The 16,726-nt window shown below is 60.0% G+C and carries 16 protein-coding genes and 4 tRNA genes; 8 read left to right on the forward strand and 12 right to left on the reverse strand.

What is annotated here, in order from left to right:
* Nucleotides 1-59: 59 nt before the first annotated feature.
* From AABM52_RS26345 to yacG, 4 genes are read left to right on the forward strand one after another with little or no spacing between them, the layout of a single operon-like run.
* A complete protein-coding gene (locus AABM52_RS26345; protein ID WP_347909112.1) occupies nt 60-1,277 on the forward strand; it encodes a type II secretion system F family protein in 1,218 nt (405 codons plus the stop codon).
* 1 nt (nt 1,278) lies between these two features.
* Complete coding sequence (locus AABM52_RS26350) at nt 1,279-2,151, forward strand: A24 family peptidase (protein WP_347909114.1); 873 nt, start codon at nt 1,279-1,281, stop codon at nt 2,149-2,151.
* The gene (gene coaE, locus AABM52_RS26355) at nt 2,148-2,771 is read left to right on the forward strand and encodes a dephospho-CoA kinase (protein ID WP_347909116.1); all 624 of its coding nucleotides are present in this window, start codon (nt 2,148-2,150) and stop codon (nt 2,769-2,771) included. Before AABM52_RS26350 ends, coaE begins: the two co-directional genes overlap by 4 nt.
* Complete coding sequence (gene yacG / locus AABM52_RS26360; RefSeq protein ID WP_007970539.1) at nt 2,768-2,968, forward strand: DNA gyrase inhibitor YacG; 201 nt, start codon at nt 2,768-2,770, stop codon at nt 2,966-2,968. Before coaE ends, yacG begins: the two co-directional genes overlap by 4 nt.
* A gap of 35 nt (nt 2,969-3,003) precedes the next feature.
* On the opposite strand, the gene AABM52_RS26365 is transcribed toward yacG, so the two are convergent.
* Both AABM52_RS26365 and AABM52_RS26370 read right to left on the reverse strand, forming a co-directional pair.
* On the reverse strand, nt 3,004-3,693 hold the full coding sequence (locus tag AABM52_RS26365; RefSeq protein WP_347909118.1) for an energy-coupling factor ABC transporter permease: 690 nt from the start codon (nt 3,691-3,693) through the stop codon (nt 3,004-3,006).
* Between the two features lie 71 nt (nt 3,694-3,764).
* Complete coding sequence (locus AABM52_RS26370) at nt 3,765-4,697, reverse strand: LysR family transcriptional regulator (protein ID WP_347909119.1); 933 nt, start codon at nt 4,695-4,697, stop codon at nt 3,765-3,767.
* A 121-nt stretch (nt 4,698-4,818) separates the two neighbouring features.
* Between AABM52_RS26370 and AABM52_RS26375 the strand changes: the two genes are divergently transcribed.
* Entirely contained in the window at nt 4,819-5,061 is a 243-nt protein-coding gene (locus AABM52_RS26375; RefSeq protein ID WP_347909121.1) for a DUF2790 domain-containing protein, read from the forward strand.
* Nucleotides 5,062-5,070: 9 nt separating this feature from the next.
* On the opposite strand, the gene AABM52_RS26380 is transcribed toward AABM52_RS26375, so the two are convergent.
* From AABM52_RS26380 to AABM52_RS26390, 3 genes are read right to left on the reverse strand one after another with little or no spacing between them, the layout of a single operon-like run.
* Nucleotides 5,071-6,339, reverse strand: a complete 1,269-nt coding sequence (locus AABM52_RS26380; protein WP_347909123.1) for an OprD family porin — start codon at nt 6,337-6,339, stop codon at nt 5,071-5,073.
* A gap of 16 nt (nt 6,340-6,355) precedes the next feature.
* Nucleotides 6,356-7,576, reverse strand: coding sequence for a benzoate/H(+) symporter BenE family transporter (locus tag AABM52_RS26385; protein ID WP_347909125.1), 1,221 nt, complete (start codon nt 7,574-7,576; stop codon nt 6,356-6,358).
* Nucleotides 7,577-7,579: 3 nt separating this feature from the next.
* Nucleotides 7,580-8,923, reverse strand: coding sequence for an aromatic acid/H+ symport family MFS transporter (locus tag AABM52_RS26390; protein ID WP_347909127.1), 1,344 nt, complete (start codon nt 8,921-8,923; stop codon nt 7,580-7,582).
* Between the two features lie 219 nt (nt 8,924-9,142).
* Here AABM52_RS26390 and AABM52_RS26395 point away from each other — a divergent pair, with 219 nt between their 5' ends.
* The 3 genes from AABM52_RS26395 (at nt 9,143) to AABM52_RS26405 (ending at nt 11,406) form a co-directional block, all read left to right on the forward strand.
* A complete protein-coding gene (locus AABM52_RS26395; RefSeq protein WP_007970534.1) occupies nt 9,143-9,769 on the forward strand; it encodes a DUF1780 domain-containing protein in 627 nt (208 codons plus the stop codon).
* Between the two features lie 104 nt (nt 9,770-9,873).
* A complete protein-coding gene (locus tag AABM52_RS26400; RefSeq protein WP_007970531.1) occupies nt 9,874-10,047 on the forward strand; it encodes a DUF3094 domain-containing protein in 174 nt (57 codons plus the stop codon).
* A gap of 60 nt (nt 10,048-10,107) precedes the next feature.
* Nucleotides 10,108-11,406, forward strand: a complete 1,299-nt coding sequence (locus AABM52_RS26405; protein WP_347909130.1) for an NAD(P)/FAD-dependent oxidoreductase — start codon at nt 10,108-10,110, stop codon at nt 11,404-11,406.
* A 176-nt stretch (nt 11,407-11,582) separates the two neighbouring features.
* Here the strand turns inward: AABM52_RS26405 and AABM52_RS26410 are convergent.
* The 7 genes from AABM52_RS26410 to rluD form a co-directional block, all read right to left on the reverse strand.
* Nucleotides 11,583-11,659 (reverse strand) — tRNA-Pro (locus tag AABM52_RS26410).
* 95 nt (nt 11,660-11,754) lie between these two features.
* Nucleotides 11,755-11,830: transfer RNA gene (locus AABM52_RS26415), tRNA-Lys, on the reverse strand.
* 5 nt (nt 11,831-11,835) lie between these two features.
* Nucleotides 11,836-11,912 (reverse strand) — tRNA-Pro (locus AABM52_RS26420).
* 9 nt (nt 11,913-11,921) lie between these two features.
* A tRNA-Asn gene (locus tag AABM52_RS26425) sits at nt 11,922-11,997 on the reverse strand.
* A gap of 300 nt (nt 11,998-12,297) precedes the next feature.
* Nucleotides 12,298-14,862 (reverse strand): ATP-dependent chaperone ClpB, encoded by a 2,565-nt coding sequence (gene clpB / locus AABM52_RS26430; protein ID WP_347909132.1) that lies wholly within the window; start codon nt 14,860-14,862, stop codon nt 12,298-12,300.
* 130 nt (nt 14,863-14,992) lie between these two features.
* Complete coding sequence (gene pgeF / locus AABM52_RS26435) at nt 14,993-15,718, reverse strand: peptidoglycan editing factor PgeF (protein WP_347909134.1); 726 nt, start codon at nt 15,716-15,718, stop codon at nt 14,993-14,995.
* Nucleotides 15,715-16,677: a 23S rRNA pseudouridine(1911/1915/1917) synthase RluD gene (rluD, locus tag AABM52_RS26440; protein ID WP_008052092.1), complete on the reverse strand. Its 963-nt coding sequence runs from the start codon at nt 16,675-16,677 to the stop codon at nt 15,715-15,717. Before rluD ends, pgeF begins: the two co-directional genes overlap by 4 nt.
* Nucleotides 16,678-16,726 lie beyond the last annotated feature (49 nt).

The raw sequence follows: 16,726 nt of genomic DNA on the forward strand, positions 1-16,726 counted from the left end.
TGGCCCCGTCCCTTGACTAGGCTATAAGAGCAATTCAATCGGGATACCCAGGACTGAACATGGCGGTCAAGGCAGCGAAAATCAGCGTGTATGCATGGGAAGGCATCGACCGCAAAGGCACAAAAGTGACCGGCGAACTCAGCGCTCAAAACCCGGCGCTGATCAAGGCGAAGCTGCGCAAACAGGGCATCACTCCCGGCAAGGTCCGCAAGAAAAACCATTCGGTTTTCAACATGGGCAAGCGTATCAAGGCCCAGGACATTGCCCTGTTCACCCGGCAAATGGCGACAATGATGAAGGCCGGCGTGCCGTTGTTGCAGTCGTTCGACATCATCGGCGAAGGCTTCGACAACCCGGCCATGCGCAAGCTGGTGGACGAACTGAAACAGGAAGTTGCGGCAGGCAGCAGCTTCGCCGCCGCCCTGCGCAAGAAGCCCCGGTATTTCGATGAGCTGTATTGCAACCTGGTGGATGCCGGCGAGCAGGCCGGTGCCCTCGACACCCTTTTGGAGCGGGTCGCGACCTACAAGGAAAAAAGCGAAAGCCTCAAGGCCAGGATCAGAAAAGCCATGACCTACCCGTTGGTGGTGGTGTTCGTCGCGGCGATCGTCACCGGGATTCTGCTGGTCAAAGTCGTGCCGCAGTTCGAGTCGGTGTTCAAAGGCTTTGGTGCCGAACTGCCGGCCTTCACCGTGATGGTCATTGGCCTGTCGCAATTCATGCAGGCCTGGTGGTGGGTGGTCCTTGGCGCGCTGGTCACGATGGCATTCGGCGTGCGCCACGCCCTCAGGAGATCCCCGGCCTTCCGTGACCGAATGGACACCTGGCTGCTGAAACTGCCGCTGGTGGGCACCCTGATGCACAAGTCCGCCGTGGCCCGGTTCGCCCGTACGCTGTCGACCACTTTCGCTGCCGGTGTACCACTGGTGGAGGCCCTGGAATCAGTGGCCGGCGCGACCGGCAATGTCGTGTTCAAGCGCGCGGTATTGCGCATCCGGCAGGACATCTCGACCGGCATGCAATTGAATTTCGCCATGCGCACCAGCGGCGTTTTTCCGAACATGGCGATACAAATGACCGCCATCGGCGAGGAGTCTGGCACCCTGGACGCTATGCTGGACAAAGTCGCGGGGTTCTACGAAGACAACGTCGATAACATGGTCGATAACCTCACCAGCCTGATGGAGCCGTTCATCATGGTGGTGCTGGGTGTTATCGTCGGTGGACTGGTAGTTGCCATGTACCTGCCCATCTTCCAACTTGGCTCAGCGATCTGACATGCCCTTGAATGAAATCCTGACTCACTCTGCGCTGGCCTTTGTCCTTCTTGCAGGCATCACCGGCCTGCTGGTCGGCAGTTTCCTCAATGTCGTGATCTGGCGCCTGCCGAAAATGCTCGAACGCGACTGGCGCGAGCAGGCCCATGACATTCTCGGGCTGCCTGGCGAAACGCCGCTGCCGACCTACAACCTGTTGCTGCCCCACTCCCAGTGCCCGCACTGCGGTCACCGAATCCGCGCCTGGGAAAACATCCCGCTGCTCAGTTATGTGTTTTTGCGCGGCCGCTGTTCAGCCTGCGCGGCAGCGATCAGCCCGCGCTATCCGTTGACCGAACTGGCCTGCGGCCTGTTGTCGGCGTTTGTTGCCTGGCACTTCGGCTTCGGTTGGCCGGCCGGCCTGATGCTGATCCTGAGCTGGGGTCTGCTGGCGATGAGCCTCATCGACGCCGAACATCAGATATTGCCGGACATACTGGTGCTGCCATTGATCTGGCTGGGGTTGATCGTCAACAGTTTCGGCCTGTTCGTGTCGTTGCACGAGGCGCTTTGGGGAGCGATCGCCGGCTACGGCCTGCTGTGGTCGGTGTTCTGGCTGTTCAAGCTGATCACGGGCAAGGACGGCATGGGCTACGGTGATTTCAAGCTGCTGGCGATGCTGGGCGCCTGGGGTGGCTGGCAGATTTTGCCGCTGACTATCCTGCTGTCCTCGCTGGTGGGTGCCATTATCGGGCTGGTGCTACTGCGCTGGCGCAATGCAAAAACCTCGACGCCGATCCCTTTCGGTCCCTATCTGGCCATTGCCGGCTGGATTGCATTGCTCTGGGGTGGTCAAATAACCGACCTCTATTGGCAGTTTGTCGGTTTGAAATGAATAGCCCTGTGGAAAAACCCTGGATTCTCGGCCTGACCGGCGGCATTGGCAGCGGCAAAAGTGCGGCCGCCCAACACTTCATCGACCTGGGCGTGCATGTGGTCGACGCCGATCATGCCGCTCGCTGGGTAGTGGAACCCGGCCGCCCGGCACTGGCAAAAATCGCCGGGCACTTCGGCGCCGGCGTGTTGCAGGCCGACGGGCAACTGGACCGCGCCGCGCTGCGCAAATTGATCTTCGAGGTGCCTGAAGAGCGCCGCTGGCTGGAGGCCCTCCTGCACCCGCTGATCGGCGAGGAGATCGCTCACCACCTGGCGCTGGCAAAATCGCCTTATGCGATTCTGGTTTCGCCGCTGCTGATCGAGTCCGGGCAATACGCCATGACCCAACGGGTGCTAGTGATCGATGCCCCCGAACAATTGCAGATCGAACGCACCCTGCAACGTGACCAGACCAGCGAACAGCAGGTCCAGGCGATCCTCAAGGCCCAGTCCAGCCGTCAGGATCGCGTGAGCCATGCCGACGACGTCGTGGTCAATGACCGCGACCTTGCCTGGCTGCACAGCGAGGTCGAACGCCTGCATCACTTTTATCTTTCTTTGCGTGGAGGCCAGTCATGAGCCAACCAACAACCGTCGAATGCCCAACCTGTGGCGCCCCCGTGGAATGGACCGCCGAGAGCAAATTCCGGCCATTCTGCTCCGACCGCTGCAAACTGATCGACCTGGGCGCCTGGGCTTCCGAAGAACACAAGATTCCAGTGGCTCCCGATGCCGAGGACGAGATGTTCAGCGGCGACTTCGACCCGCGCCACTGATCCATAGAGAGGGCGATTCCAGGTTTTGATGTGGATCAGGACTTGGGATCGTCGTCCTTCCAGGGAGCCGAGAGGTAGCGTGTGCGGTTGAACGTCTCAAGCCACTCCGGACAAAACACGACCAGCGCACTGACGATCATGCCGTTGATAAACGCTTCGGGGAAAATGATCAGCCACAGGTAACCGACAAAATCCTCAAGCCAATACGGCATCTCGAAACGCTCGTCGAACCACAGCAACCACAGCCCCAGCAGCAGGCACAGCAACGCCGACAGCGCGGCGGCAAAGAAACCGGACACGAAGATATACACAAAGGGATTTCGCGGCTGAGCACGCTCCACCAGAATGGCGCAGCACTCGGTGACCAGTACCGGCAGCGCAATCAACAGCGCGCCATTGACCCCGACCGCCGCCAGGTCCTGTCGGCCGAGCAGCACCAGCCCCGTTTGCGCCACCAACCCGCCAACCAGCGCCAGCGGCCAGTCCAGCAGTAGCGTCACCGCTGTCATGCCGATGAAGTGGTAAGACACGCCGGTATCAAAGTCGCGCCGCACCAGCCACAACAGAAACAACGCAAACACCGTTCCAAACAGCAGATGCTGACGTCGACTGTCGGTGAACAGTTCAACCCACGGCGTGCGACAGATCGCCCAGAACAACACCGGCACATAGATCAGCCAGCCGACCGCAAGGCTTTGCGATGACAGCAACTCTGCACCGATCATGGCTACGCGCGCCTCCCAGGCGAAGAACAACAGGCACCCAGTCTACACCGCCGCTCACCGGCCCTTCGACTTCAGGCCCAATGCCGCGGATCGTTCATCACCGCGTCATGTTCGGCGAACAGCTTCGGTAGCTCAGACTTGAGAAAGTCCACCCAGGTGCGGACCTTGGCATCGAGAAAGCGTCGCGAAGGATACAGCGCATAAACATTGCGTTCGCGCAGGCGCCATGCCGGTAACACGCGCAGCAAAGTGCCGTCGCTCAAGGGCCGCGTCGCGGTGTAGAACGGCAGCAGGCTGATGCCCATGCCCGCCTCCGAAGCCTTGACCATCGACTCGGCAACATTGCACTGAAAGGTCTTGGCCGGGCTGACGGAGTGCTCGCCGTGCTCGTCCTGGAACAGCCATTGATCGCTGTACAGCGGGTCGAGCATGCGCAGGCATTGATGATCGTTCAGCGCCAACGGCTGCTGCGGCACACCCCGGCGTTGCAAGTAAGCCGGGGAAGCACAAGGCACGCTGTAGATCTGCCCAATGGCTTGCGCAACCATTTGCGAGTCGGCCAGTTCGGGCGCTATCGAAATCACCACATCGTGGCCCTCCTCCAGCGGGTCGGGATTGCGCTGCGACAAGGTCAGCTCGAACACCACATCGGGATAAAGCTCGCTGTAGCGGGCGATCAACGGCGTGAGCAGCACACCCAGGCCGTTCATGCTGTGCACCCGCAGGCGTCCGGCCGGATTGATATGAGCGCCACGGGCCTCGGCCGTCGCCTCATCCATGGCTTCGACGATTTGCCGGCTGCGCAGCAGGAAGCGCTCGCCGGCATCGGTCAGGCTCAAGCGCCGCGTGGTGCGTTGCAGCAGTCGCGCCTGTACATGTTCCTCCAGATCCGCCACCAATCGGGATACCTGCGCGGTCGACAGATCCAGCGCATCGGCAGCCCCGGTGAAACTGGCGCAGTCCACCACGCGGATGAACACGCGCAAGTTGTTAAGCACATCCATAAGCCTCCTTCGAGCGGTGATTGTTACGTTTCATGTAAGGCTGCATCCGCCGTTCGCCCCTTTATCCGTCGGTGGCAACGACTAAAATTCAGACATCGAAACCGACACGGAGCACGCCAACATGAAAACGTTGATCAGCCTGTTGCTGACCGTCATCGCCACCTCGGCCATGGCCGCCGACAACGAGCCCCTCGCGGTCCTGTACAACCCGGCGCAGCCGCTGGACATCGCCAAGGTGGTTTCTGTGTCCGACACCGCGACCGCGTGCGGGGTGGTACCGGCGACCATGGAGTATGTCGATCATCAGGGCCAGACCCACCGCGTGACCTACGACGTCATGGGTGATTGCACCAGCAACCTGTGATCACCGGGCTCACAGCAAGGTCCACGTGTAGCTGAGGATCAAGCGGTTCTCGTCGATATCACTGCGGTAGTTGGAGCGCGCCATCGCGTTGCGCACACGAATGCCCAAACCTTTGAGGCTGCCGCTCTGCAACACATAGCCGATATCCAGGTCACGCTCGCGATCCTTGCCTTCATAACCCTTGCCGGTATCGACATTGTTGCCGCTGATGTAGCGCACGGTACTGGTCAGCCCCGGTACGCCGAGCGCCGCGAAGTCGTAGTCGTAACGCGTCTGCCAGGAACGCTCATCGGTGAAGGCGAACTCGTAGGTCGGCACTTCGTTGCCCAGTGGTGAGATGTTGGCGAACACCCGTGGGAACGCGCTGTCGCCGAACATGCCCTGATAGCCGACGTAAAACGTATGGCCGCCACGCTTGGCCGACAGCAACGAGAAGAACGCCTGGTTGTCGATGTTGCCCAGCAGTTTTTTGCCGTCCTCGCGCGAATCGTAGTAACCGAGGTTGGCGCCGAGGACCCAGTCGCCCACCGGTTCACTGTGCTTTAAGCCCAGAAAACGCTGGTTGTAGATATCTTCCAGTTGCCCGTACCAGGCGCTGACCGAACTGCGCTTGTCGTTGAAGACATAATCGGCGCCGGCAAAATTGAAACCGTCACTGCTGACCTGACGCTGCGGCACGTGTCCCAGCATCGCTTGCATCTTTTCGTCGCCAGCCTCGTTGCGCAGGCTGGTCGAACTCAAGTGACCACCTTGCAGCGTCAGGCCATTGATCTCGTTGGAGGTGATGCTTGCGCCCTGATAACTCGGTGGCAGCAGGCGAATATCGCTGAATGCCAACACCGGCAGATTGGGTTGCAACTCACCGACTTTCAGCTCGGTTTTGGAGTAGCGCATCTTCAACGCGCCTTCCAGGCGGCTGTAGTCGTCTGCCGCGCGGCCGTCGCCCTGCACCGGCAGCAAACCGGTATTGGTCCGGTCCGGGGCGCTGTCAAGCTTGAGGCCGAGCAAGCCGATGACGTCCACCCCAAAACCGACGGTGCCCGGGGTGTATCCGGACTTCACGTTGAGGATGAAACCCTGGGCCCACTCTTCAGCCTTCGATTGCTGGTTGGCGCCGACGATGTCGGAATAGTCGCGGCTGAAGTAGTAATTGCGCGCCTGCAACGTCGCGGTGGTGTCTTCGATAAAGCCTTTTTCAGCAGCCATCGCGCCGGTGGAGAAACTCGAGACGACAGCCAGGGACAACGCCGAACCGGTTGTTGGGAGAATCTGTTTCATCGTTTTTCTCTTATTGTTATTGATCGACTGGTTGAAGGACTTCAGTTGCAGTGGATTTGCGAGGGAGAACGGGACGACGGGCGCTCAACAGCACATGGGTGACCATGCCGAAAATCAGCCCCCAGAACGCCGCGGACAAACCGAACAACGACATGCCCGAAGCCGTGACCAGAAAGGTCACCAGCGCGGCTTCACGATCGCTCGGCACCGCCATCGCGCCCGTCAACGCGCCGGCAATAGCGGCGAACAGGGCCAGCCCGGCCAGCGCCGCGATCAACTCTTTGGGGAATGCTGAAAACAGCGAGACCAGCGTGGCGCCGAAGATCCCCAGCAGCAGGTAGCACAGGCCGCCGACCACCCCGGCCACATAGCGTTTGCGAGGATCTTCGTGGGCTTCGCGACCGGTGCAGATCGCCGCGGTGATCGCCGCCAGATTCAGTCCATGGCAACCAAACGGCGCCAGCAGTGCCGTGCCCAGCGCGCTACTGGCGATGATCGGGCTCGCCGGCGTTGGATATCCACTGGCGCGCAGCACCGCCATGCCAGGCACGAACTGACCGGTCAGCGCCACCATCACCAGCGGCAAGGCGATGTTCAGTATCGCGCCCAGGCTGAACTCGGGCGTGATCCACACCGGCGTGGCCAGGCCGATCACCAGCGCTTCACGATGCAAATCACCGGTGAACGCGGCAATCGAACAGCCCACCAGCAGCACCATCATCACTGCATAACGCGGCATCACCCGCTTGCAGATCAGGTAGCAGGCAAACATCGCCAGGACCAACACTGGCTTGTGCTGCATCGACACGAACAAGCCGGTGCCGAAACTGAACAGGATCCCCGCCAGCATCGCCGCCGCAATGGCGGCGGGCAGCTTGCTGATGATCCGGTCGAAAGCCCCCGAGAGGCCGACCACGAAAATGATCAGGCTGCTGACCAGATAAGCCCCCACCGCCTCTGCCATGGAGATGTCCGGTAATAGCGTCACCAGCAACGCCGAGCCCGGCGCCGACCAGGCGATGATCACCGGAACGCGGTAGCGCAGGCTCAAACCGATACCGAGCACGGCGCTGCCAATGGAGATCGCCCAGATCCAGGACGACAACACTTCCCGCGAAAGATGCGCCGCTTCTGCCGCCTGAAAGATGATCACCAACGGGCCGGCGTAGGAAATCACCGTGGCGATGAATCCAGCCACGGCGGCTGACAACGAGAAGTCCTGGAAAAACGCTTTCATGATTCAGGCACCGGTCGCTGACAACGCTGGGTTGACGCCAGCAGCGCTGCGTCGGCTGCTGATGGCGAACACGGTCATGGCCAGGGCCGCTACCGCACCGGGCAAGGCAAACGCCATGAAGTTCAGTTGCAGGGGCAAGCTGATCCCGAGCAAGGCACCACCCAGCAGCGGACCGACGATCGCCCCGTTGCGCCCGATACCCGAGGCCCAGCCCAGGCCGGTAGAGCGAATGGTCATGGAATAAAACTGCGCGGCGCAGGCGTACAACAAAATCTGCGAGCCAATGGTAGTGGCACCCGCAATGGCGATCAGCAGGTACAACACCGGCATCGGGCTGTTGAAGCCCAACAGGGTGATCGACACCGCCGCCAAGGCGAAAAACACCGCCAGCACCCGCGGCAGATTGAGTTTGTCGCCCAGCACCCCGCCACCGACCGCGCCGAAGATCGCCCCGAAGTTCAACACCAGCAGGAACGACAGGCTCGAACCCAGGCTGTAACCGGCGTTGGCCATCAGTTTCGGCAACCAGGAACTCAGCGCGTACACCATCAACAGGCAGCAGAAAAACGCCAGCCACAGCATCAGCGTGCGCAGCGCACGGCCTTCACGGAACAGCTGCAACACCGGGGTGCCCGTGCCTTTCACTTCAGCCATGTGCAATTGATCGGACGTTTGCGCGACGTAGGCAGGATCAATCCGCTGAAGAATGTTGCGAGCCTCTTCATTGCGCCCCTGACGCAACATGAAGCCCACCGATTCGGGCAGGAAATACATGATCAGCGGCAACAACAGCAACGGCAGGACCGCCACGTAAAACACCGACTGCCAGCCGAAACTCGGGATCAGCACAATGCCCAGTCCGGCGGACAGCATGCCGCCCACCGAGTAACCGCTGAACATGATCGCGACCAGCGTGCTGCGGATTTTTTTCGGCGCGTACTCGTTCATCAGTGCCACGACGTTAGGCATCACGCCGCCAATGCCGAGACCGGCAATGAAACGACACAGTCCGAACTCGGTGGGGTTTCGGGCGAAACCATTGAGCACGGTGAAACCACTGAAGAGCATCACGCAGATCGTGATGGTTTTTTTGCGGCCGATCCTGTCCGACAGCGGTCCGAAGAACAGCGCGCCGAACATCATGCCGAACAGTGCATAACTGCCCAGTGCACCGGCTTGCAGAGGACTGAGCCCCCACTCTTTCATCAGCATCGGCAAGACCACGCCGTAGATCACCAGATCGTAACCGTCGAAGATGATGATCAGGGCACACCAGAACAGCACCACCCAGTGAAAGCGGTTGAAGCGAGCGTTGTCGATAACCTCATGTACGTCGATCTTGCGCATGGCATATATCTCTTGTTGTTGTTTTTTTAGAGCGGCGGTAACACGGCTTACGTCCGTACAGCCGAGGGTAGAGGCGCCCGATACGTGGCAATAGCCAGTGAGCGCAGATCACTATCCGTTTTGTGCAGGGCCCTGGAACGGGCATGGGAACGGAAGGCTGTGAGCCTCTCCGACAAATTGTCTTCTTTGCGATCACATTTGAACGCTAAGCTTGGGCCTATGGATGACTCAGATTATTTACGCCTGCTGACCATCGCGGCCGAGCAAGCCAACGCGTTTCTGTCCAATGCCCGCAAATGGGAGCGTGAGCGTTGGGTTTGCCAGCGCCTGCTGCAAGGCTTGAACATTCCCTATCGCGCCGATGAGTTCGCCCCTGCCGGGGAGCCGCCGGATGTGTTGTTTCGTGATGCCAGTTTCGAGGTGTTCTTCGTGCTCGACGAGGGCCGGCGCCTCAACGATGAATGGCGCGACGAACTGCAACGCCGACGCAGCGCGTTTTCCCTGAGCCAACTGGTGCGCCGCGAGGCCAAGCCACGACGCATCCCCGCCAACGAGTTCTTGCTGCGATTGGCGCCGACCTTGCGCAAAAAAGCGCACAACTACAAAGAGCGCGGCATGGACTTGGGCGAGCTGGACATCATTGCCTTCGCCAGCCTCAAACGCGAAGTGCTGGACCTCAACAGCCATTTCCCGCCGCCGACCGAATACCTGCGCCAGGGCTGGCGTTCGCTGTCATTGGTTGGGCCGACATTCGCCCGCGTGCTGTTCGCTCACCCGGATGCGCCGGACTTCTTGCGCAGCAACCTGGGGCGCAGCATTGTGTTCGACGTCGGGATCAGCCTGTGAGCCTCGAGCCTTTCCCCGGTCAGCAGCTAAGCTCCGTTCACAGCTGAATAATTTCCCTGTAGCTTCTACACATTCAGCAACGTCTACTCCTGACGAGGCCCGATATGACCAGCCGCCTGAACCCCGACGACCAAAAGCATGTCGAAGAGTACCTGCAGTTGTCCCAGCACCAAGTCGAGCGCCGGCCTTTCCGGCCGTGGATGCTCCTTGTACTGGTATTGGCAGTGACCATTGGTCTGGGCCTGTTGAGCCGACTTATCAGTTACCTGACGCTATGAGCTGCCTTGCGCTCGCTTGGGTAACCGTACCGATTTCTTTTAGCCTTGCGAGTTATCCTTATGTCCCATCGTATTGTCATTGTCGGCGGCGGCGCCGGCGGTCTGGAGTTGGCTACCCGTCTGGGTAAGACTCTGGGCAAGCGCGGCACAGCCAGTGTGATGCTGGTCGACGCGAACCTGACCCACATCTGGAAACCGTTGTTGCACGAAGTGGCAGCCGGATCCCTGAACTCTTCCGAAGACGAACTCAACTATGTTGCCCAGGCGAAATGGAACCACTTCGAGTTCCAGCTGGGGCGCATGAGCGGGCTCGATCGCGCGAAGAAAAAAATCCAGTTGGCCGCCACCTATGACGAAGCCGGTGTGGAGCTGGTGCCGGCCCGTGAAGTGCCTTACGACTCGCTGGTAATCTCCGTCGGCAGCACCACCAACGATTTCGGCACCCAGGGTGCGGCGCAACACTGCCTGTTCCTCGACACCCGCAAACAGGCCGAGCGATTCCACCAGCAACTGCTCAATCACTATTTGCGCGCTCACGCCGGTCAGACCGACACGATCGAGCAAATCAGCGTGGCCATTGTCGGCGCCGGTGCCACCGGGGTCGAACTGGCCGCCGAACTGCACAACGCCGCCCACGAATTGGCAGCCTATGGCCTGGACCGGATCAAACCGGAAAACATGCACATCACCCTGATCGAAGCCGGACCACGGGTGCTGCCTGCCCTGCCGGAGCGGATTGGCGGGCCTGTGCATAAAACCCTGGAGAAACTCGGGGTCAACGTCATGACCAATGCTGCGGTCAGCGAAGTGACGGCCGAAAGCCTGATCACCGCCGACGGCCAAGTGATCAACGCAAGCCTGAAGGTCTGGGCCGCGGGGATTCGCGCACCGGGTTTCCTCAAGGACATCGACGGCCTGGAAACCAACCGCATCAATCAGCTGCAAGTGCTGCCGACCCTGCAAACCACCCGTGACGAGAACATCTTCGCCTTCGGTGACTGCGCCGCCTGCCCGCAACCGGGCAGCGACCGCAATGTGCCGCCACGTGCCCAGGCCGCTCACCAACAGGCTTCGTTGCTGGCCAAATCGTTGAAACTGCGCATCGAAGGCAAGGCACTGCCGGAGTACAAGTACACCGACTACGGCTCGCTGATCTCACTGTCGCGTTTTTCGGCTGTGGGCAACCTGATGGGCAACCTCACCGGCAGCGTGATGCTCGAAGGCTGGCTGGCGCGGATGTTCTACGTGTCGCTGTACCGCATGCACCAGATGGCGCTGTACGGGCCGTTCCGCACGGCGATGCTGATGCTGGGCAGCAAGATCGGGCGTGGCACCGAGCCACGCCTGAAACTGCACTAACACCTCAACCACTGTGGGAGCGAGCTTGCTCGCGATGACGGCCTGACATTCAACACATGTACTGAATGCCAGACCGCTATCGCGAGCAAGCTCGCTCCCACATTGGCTCAGGGTGTTCCGGAATTTCTTATGGACAAAAAAAATCCCCGTATCTTTCGATACGAGGATTTTTAATATGGTCGGGGTAAGGGGATTCGAACTCCTGACATCCTGCTCCCAAAGCAGGCGCGCTACCGGACTGCGCTATACCCCGGTAAAAAAAAGGCACCTTTGAAAGGCGCCTTCTTCGATCAGCGCTTTTGGCCTCTGATCTTAAGATTCGATTCCAGCGCTAACTGGTTTCAAAAATGGTGGGTCGTGTGGGATTCGAACCTACGACCAATTGGTTAAAAGCCAACTGCTCTACCAACTGAGCTAACGACCCAAAAATGGTCGGGGTAAGGGGATTCGAACTCCTGACATCCTGCTCCCAAAGCAGGCGCGCTACCGGACTGCGCTATACCCCGGTTTGAAATTGGCTCCGTGACCAGGACTCGAACCTGGGACCCAATGATTAACAGTCATTTGCTCTACCGACTGAGCTATCACGGAACTACACATTTCAATTTACAACTTTGAAGCTTTACTGCGTTCTCTTCGACCCGTTCGCATCGCTGCGTTCGTGTGTCTGAGGCGCGCTATTCTACAATCTTCAGCACCTCTGTCAACCCCCTAAATTGCTTTCAAGTTAATGATTTGCAACTTATTTTGGATTCCTGCTTGGGGAGCGGAAACCCTGGCGGGTGACTGACTGCGGGGCGCACTTTACAAGCCTTTTCCTTTGAGTTCAACAGCCTAACGAAAAAAAGGCCTCGTTATGCGAGGCCTTTTCGATTTTGCCGCGGTTCTGGATCAGACGAAGACGATTTCGTCGTTTTCCACCACACCATGAGCGGTATCGCCCGGCATGAATCGACCGGACAGAATCAGCTGCGCCAGCGGGTTCTCGATCCAGCGCTGGATGGCGCGCTTGAGCGGCCGTGCGCCGTACACCGGGTCGTAGCCGACCGCGATCAGCTTGTCCATGGCTTCAGGGCTGAGCTCAAGCTTCAGCTCGCGCTCTGTCAGGCGACTGCGCAGACGCCCCAACTGGATCTCGGTAATACCGGCGATCTGATCCCGCGCCAATGGCTCGAAGATCACCACTTCGTCGACCCGGTTGATGAACTCCGGCCGGAAGTGGCTGGAAATCGCATCCATCACCGCCGCGCGTTGCGCCTCACGGTCACCGACCAGTTCCTGGATCTGTACCGACCCCAGGTTGGAGGTCATGACAATCACGGTGTTCTTGAAGTCCACCGTGCGGCCGTGGCTGTCGGTCAGACGACCATCCTCGAGCACTTGCAGCAAGATGTTGAACACATCCGGGTGCGCCTTCTCGACTTCGTCCATGAGGATCACCGAATACGGCTTGCGACGCACGGCCTCGGTCAGGTAACCGCCCTCTTCGTAGCCCACGTAGCCTGGTGGCGCACCGATCAAGCGAGCCACGGAATGTTTTTCCATGAACTCGGACATATCGATCCGCACCATCGCCTCCTCAGTGTCGAAGAGGAATTCGGCCAGCGCCTTGCACAGCTCGGTTTTACCGACACCGGTCGGGCCGAGGAACATGAACGAGCCGCTCGGGCGATTCGGGTCGGACAACCCGGCGCGGGAACGCCGCACCGCGTTGGAAACCGCAACCACCGCTTCGTCCTGGCCGATCACACGCTGGTGCAACAGGCTTTCCATCTTCATCAGTTTTTCGCGCTCGCCTTCGAGCATTTTCGACACCGGAATACCGGTCCACTTCGACACGACTTCGGCGATCTCTTCTTCAGTCACCTTGCTGCGCAGCAACTGGTTTTCGGCCTTGCCGTGCTGGTCGACCATTTGCAGGCTGCGCTCCAGGTCCGGGATCACCCCGTACTGCAACTCGGCCATGCGGTTCAGGTCGCCTTTGCGGCGGGCCGCTTCCAGCTCCTGACGGGACTGCTCGATTTTCTGCTGGATCTGCGCCGAACCCTGGACTTCGGCTTTTTCCGAGTTCCAGATTTCTTCGAGATCCGAGTACTCACGCTCATGACGAGCGATTTCTTCCTGCAATTTCTCCAGACGCTTCTTCGCCGCGTCGTCGCTTTCTTTCTTCAGCGCCTGGGATTCCACCTTCAGCTGAATCAGGCGACGCTCCAGACGGTCCAGCACTTCCGGCTTGGAGTCGATCTCCATGCGGATGCGGCTGGCGGCTTCATCGATCAGGTCGATGGCCTTGTCCGGCAACTGCCGGTCAGTGATGTAGCGATGGCTGAGCTTGGCCGCGGCAATGATCGCGCCGTCGGTAATCGCTACCTTGTGGTGAACCTCATAACGTTCCTTGAGGCCACGCAGGATGGCGATGGTGTCTTCCTCACTCGGCTCGTCCACCAGTACTTTCTGGAAGCGCCGCTCAAGGGCCGCATCCTTCTCTATATATTGGCGGTACTCGTTGAGCGTGGTCGCACCGACACAGTGCAGCTCACCGCGGGCCAGGGCCGGCTTGAGCATGTTGCCCGCATCCATCGAGCCTTCGCCTTTACCGGCGCCAACCATGGTGTGCAGTTCGTCGATGAACAGGATGATCTGCCCTTCCTGCTTCGACAGTTCATTGAGCAGGGATTTCAGGCGCTCTTCGAACTCACCGCGATACTTGGCACCGGCAATCAGCGCCCCCATGTCCAGGGACAACAGGCGCTTGCCCTTGAGGCCATCCGGCACTTCACCATTGATGATGCGCTGGGCCAGTCCTTCGGCGATGGCGGTTTTACCCACGCCAGGCTCACCGATCAGCACCGGGTTGTTCTTGGTGCGACGTTGCAGCACCTGGATGGTCCGGCGAATTTCATCGTCACGGCCGATCACCGGATCGAGCTTGCCGTCTTCGGCGCGCTTGGTCAGGTCGACGGTGTATTTATCCAGCGCCTGACGGGACTCTTCGTGGTTCGGGTCGTTGACTGCTTCGCCACCGCGCAGGTTGTTGATCGCATTTTCCAGGGCTTTCTTGCTCACGCCCTGGCCGAGCAACAGTTTGCCGAGCTTGCTGTTCTCGTCCATGGCGGCCAGCAGCACCAGCTCGCTGGAGATGAACTGGTCGCCCTTCTGCTGGGCCAGACGGTCGGCCTGATTGAGCAGACGCGCCAGATCCTGCGACATGTTCACGTCACCGGTCGGGTTCTGGATTTTCGGTAGCTGGTCTAGCTCTTTGGTCAGCTCTTTACGCAGGCTGTTGATGTCGAAGCCCACCTGCATCAGCAGGGGCTTGATCGAGCCACCCTGTTGTTCGAGCAAGGCTTGCATCAAGTGCGCCGGTTCAATGGCCGGATGATCGTGGCCGACTGCCAGGGATTGGGCATCGGACAACGCTAACTGCAATTTGCTGGTTAAACGGTCTATACGCATGGGTCACCTTCCTTTTGAGCAGGCCGGACCTATAAAACATCCTGAATGAAGAAACCTGCCAGATACCACCATAGATGTGGTCGATTCTGGGAGTTTCAAGCGTCGAGACGTTGATGCAGGTCAGGGTAGCTTAGCGGGCGAGCCAGATCAGGGAGGCGAAGCGGCCGGTGCGAGGGGCACGGCGGTAAGAAAAGAAGCGCGGATCGGTCACGGTGCAGAATCCGCCGCCATACACAGCGGTGACGCCGCGAGCTGCCAGACGCAGACGCGCAAGCCTATAGATGTCGGCCATGAACTTGCCGGGGTTTTGGCTCGGTACAAAGGCCTCTGCCGCCTGCGGCAACTGCTGCACGAAGGTTTCACGCACTTCCGGGCCGACTTCAAAGGCTTGCGGGCCGATGGCCGGGCCGAGCCAGACCAATACCTCGGCAGGCGGTACCGCCAGACTGTCGAGGGTGGCTTCCAGCACGCCAGCAGCCAACCCGCGCCAACCGGCATGGGCCGCCGCTACGCGAGTGCCGGCACGGTCGCAAAACAGCGCAGGCAGGCAATCGGCGGTCATAGCAGCGCAGGCGACGCCCGGCGTTGATGTCCAGCTGGCATCAGCCGTATCCACTCGGCCAGGATCGGCATGGGCCACGACAATGCCGTGGACCTGCTGCAGCCAGGCCGGTTGAATGGAGAAATGATCGGTAAGACGACGGCGATTCTCGGCAACAGCTTCAGGGCTGTCGTCGACGTGATCACCGAGGTTGAGGCTGTCGAACGGCGCCAGACTGACGCCGCCCGCACGGGTGGTGACGCAGGCTTTGACCCCGGCCGGCGCGGGCCAGTCAGGAATCAGCCAGTCACTCATCCGATAAATGCCTCACGATCTTGTTTGAGCAGGGTCAGCAACCAGACGAAATCTTCCGGCAACGGCGATTCCCAGCTCATTCGCTGACCGGTGGTCGGATGATCCAGTTCCAGGAAACGCGCGTGCAACGCCTGACGCGGGAAGTTTTTCAGCGATTCGACCATGGTCGGGTTGGCTGCCGGCGGGATACGGAAACGACCGCCGTAGGCAGGATCTCCGACCAACGGGTAGTTGATGTGCGCCATGTGCACGCGAATCTGGTGCGTACGACCGGTTTCCAGCTTCACCCGCACGTGAGTGTGGGAGCGGAAACGCTCGAGCACACGGTAATGGCTGACGGCTTGCTTGCCACCTTCCATCACGGCCATGCGCTGGCGCTGCTGGCCGTGACGACCGATCGGCGCGTTGATCTTGCCACCCGCTGTCACCACGCCGATCACGATGCACTCGTAGATCCGGCTGACGCTGCGGCTCTGCAACTGTGTAACCAGCTGCGTCTGCGCTTGAATGGTCTTGGCCACCACCATCAGACCGGTGGTGTCCTTGTCCAGGCGATGCACGATACCGGCGCGGGGCACATTGATGATGTCCGGCACGTGGTGCAGCAAGGCGTTGAGCAAGGTGCCGTCGGCATGACCGGCAGCCGGGTGCACCACCAGGCCCGCAGGCTTGTTGATCACGAGGATGTCGTCGTCTTCGTAGACGATATCCAGGGCTATGTCTTGAGCGACCCATTCGCCCTGAGCTTCCTGCTCGGCAGTCAGCTCAAGGATGGCGCCGCCGTGGACGATGTCTCGCGGGCGGATAACCGCCCCATCCACAGTCAGGCGGCCGTCTTTGATCCAGGCGGAAAGGCGCGAGCGCGAGTGCTCAGCGAATAATTGTGCGGCGACTTGATCGAGGCGTTGGCCGCCCAATTCGGACGGCACCTCTGCGCGAAGTTCAATTTTATCGGACATGCTCAGACTAGGCGTCGGCACAGCCTTTGGTTTCGGCTGCGCGCTTGTG

The organism is Pseudomonas grandcourensis (assembly GCF_039909015.1).
Taxonomy (GTDB): domain Bacteria; phylum Pseudomonadota; class Gammaproteobacteria; order Pseudomonadales; family Pseudomonadaceae; genus Aquipseudomonas; species Aquipseudomonas grandcourensis.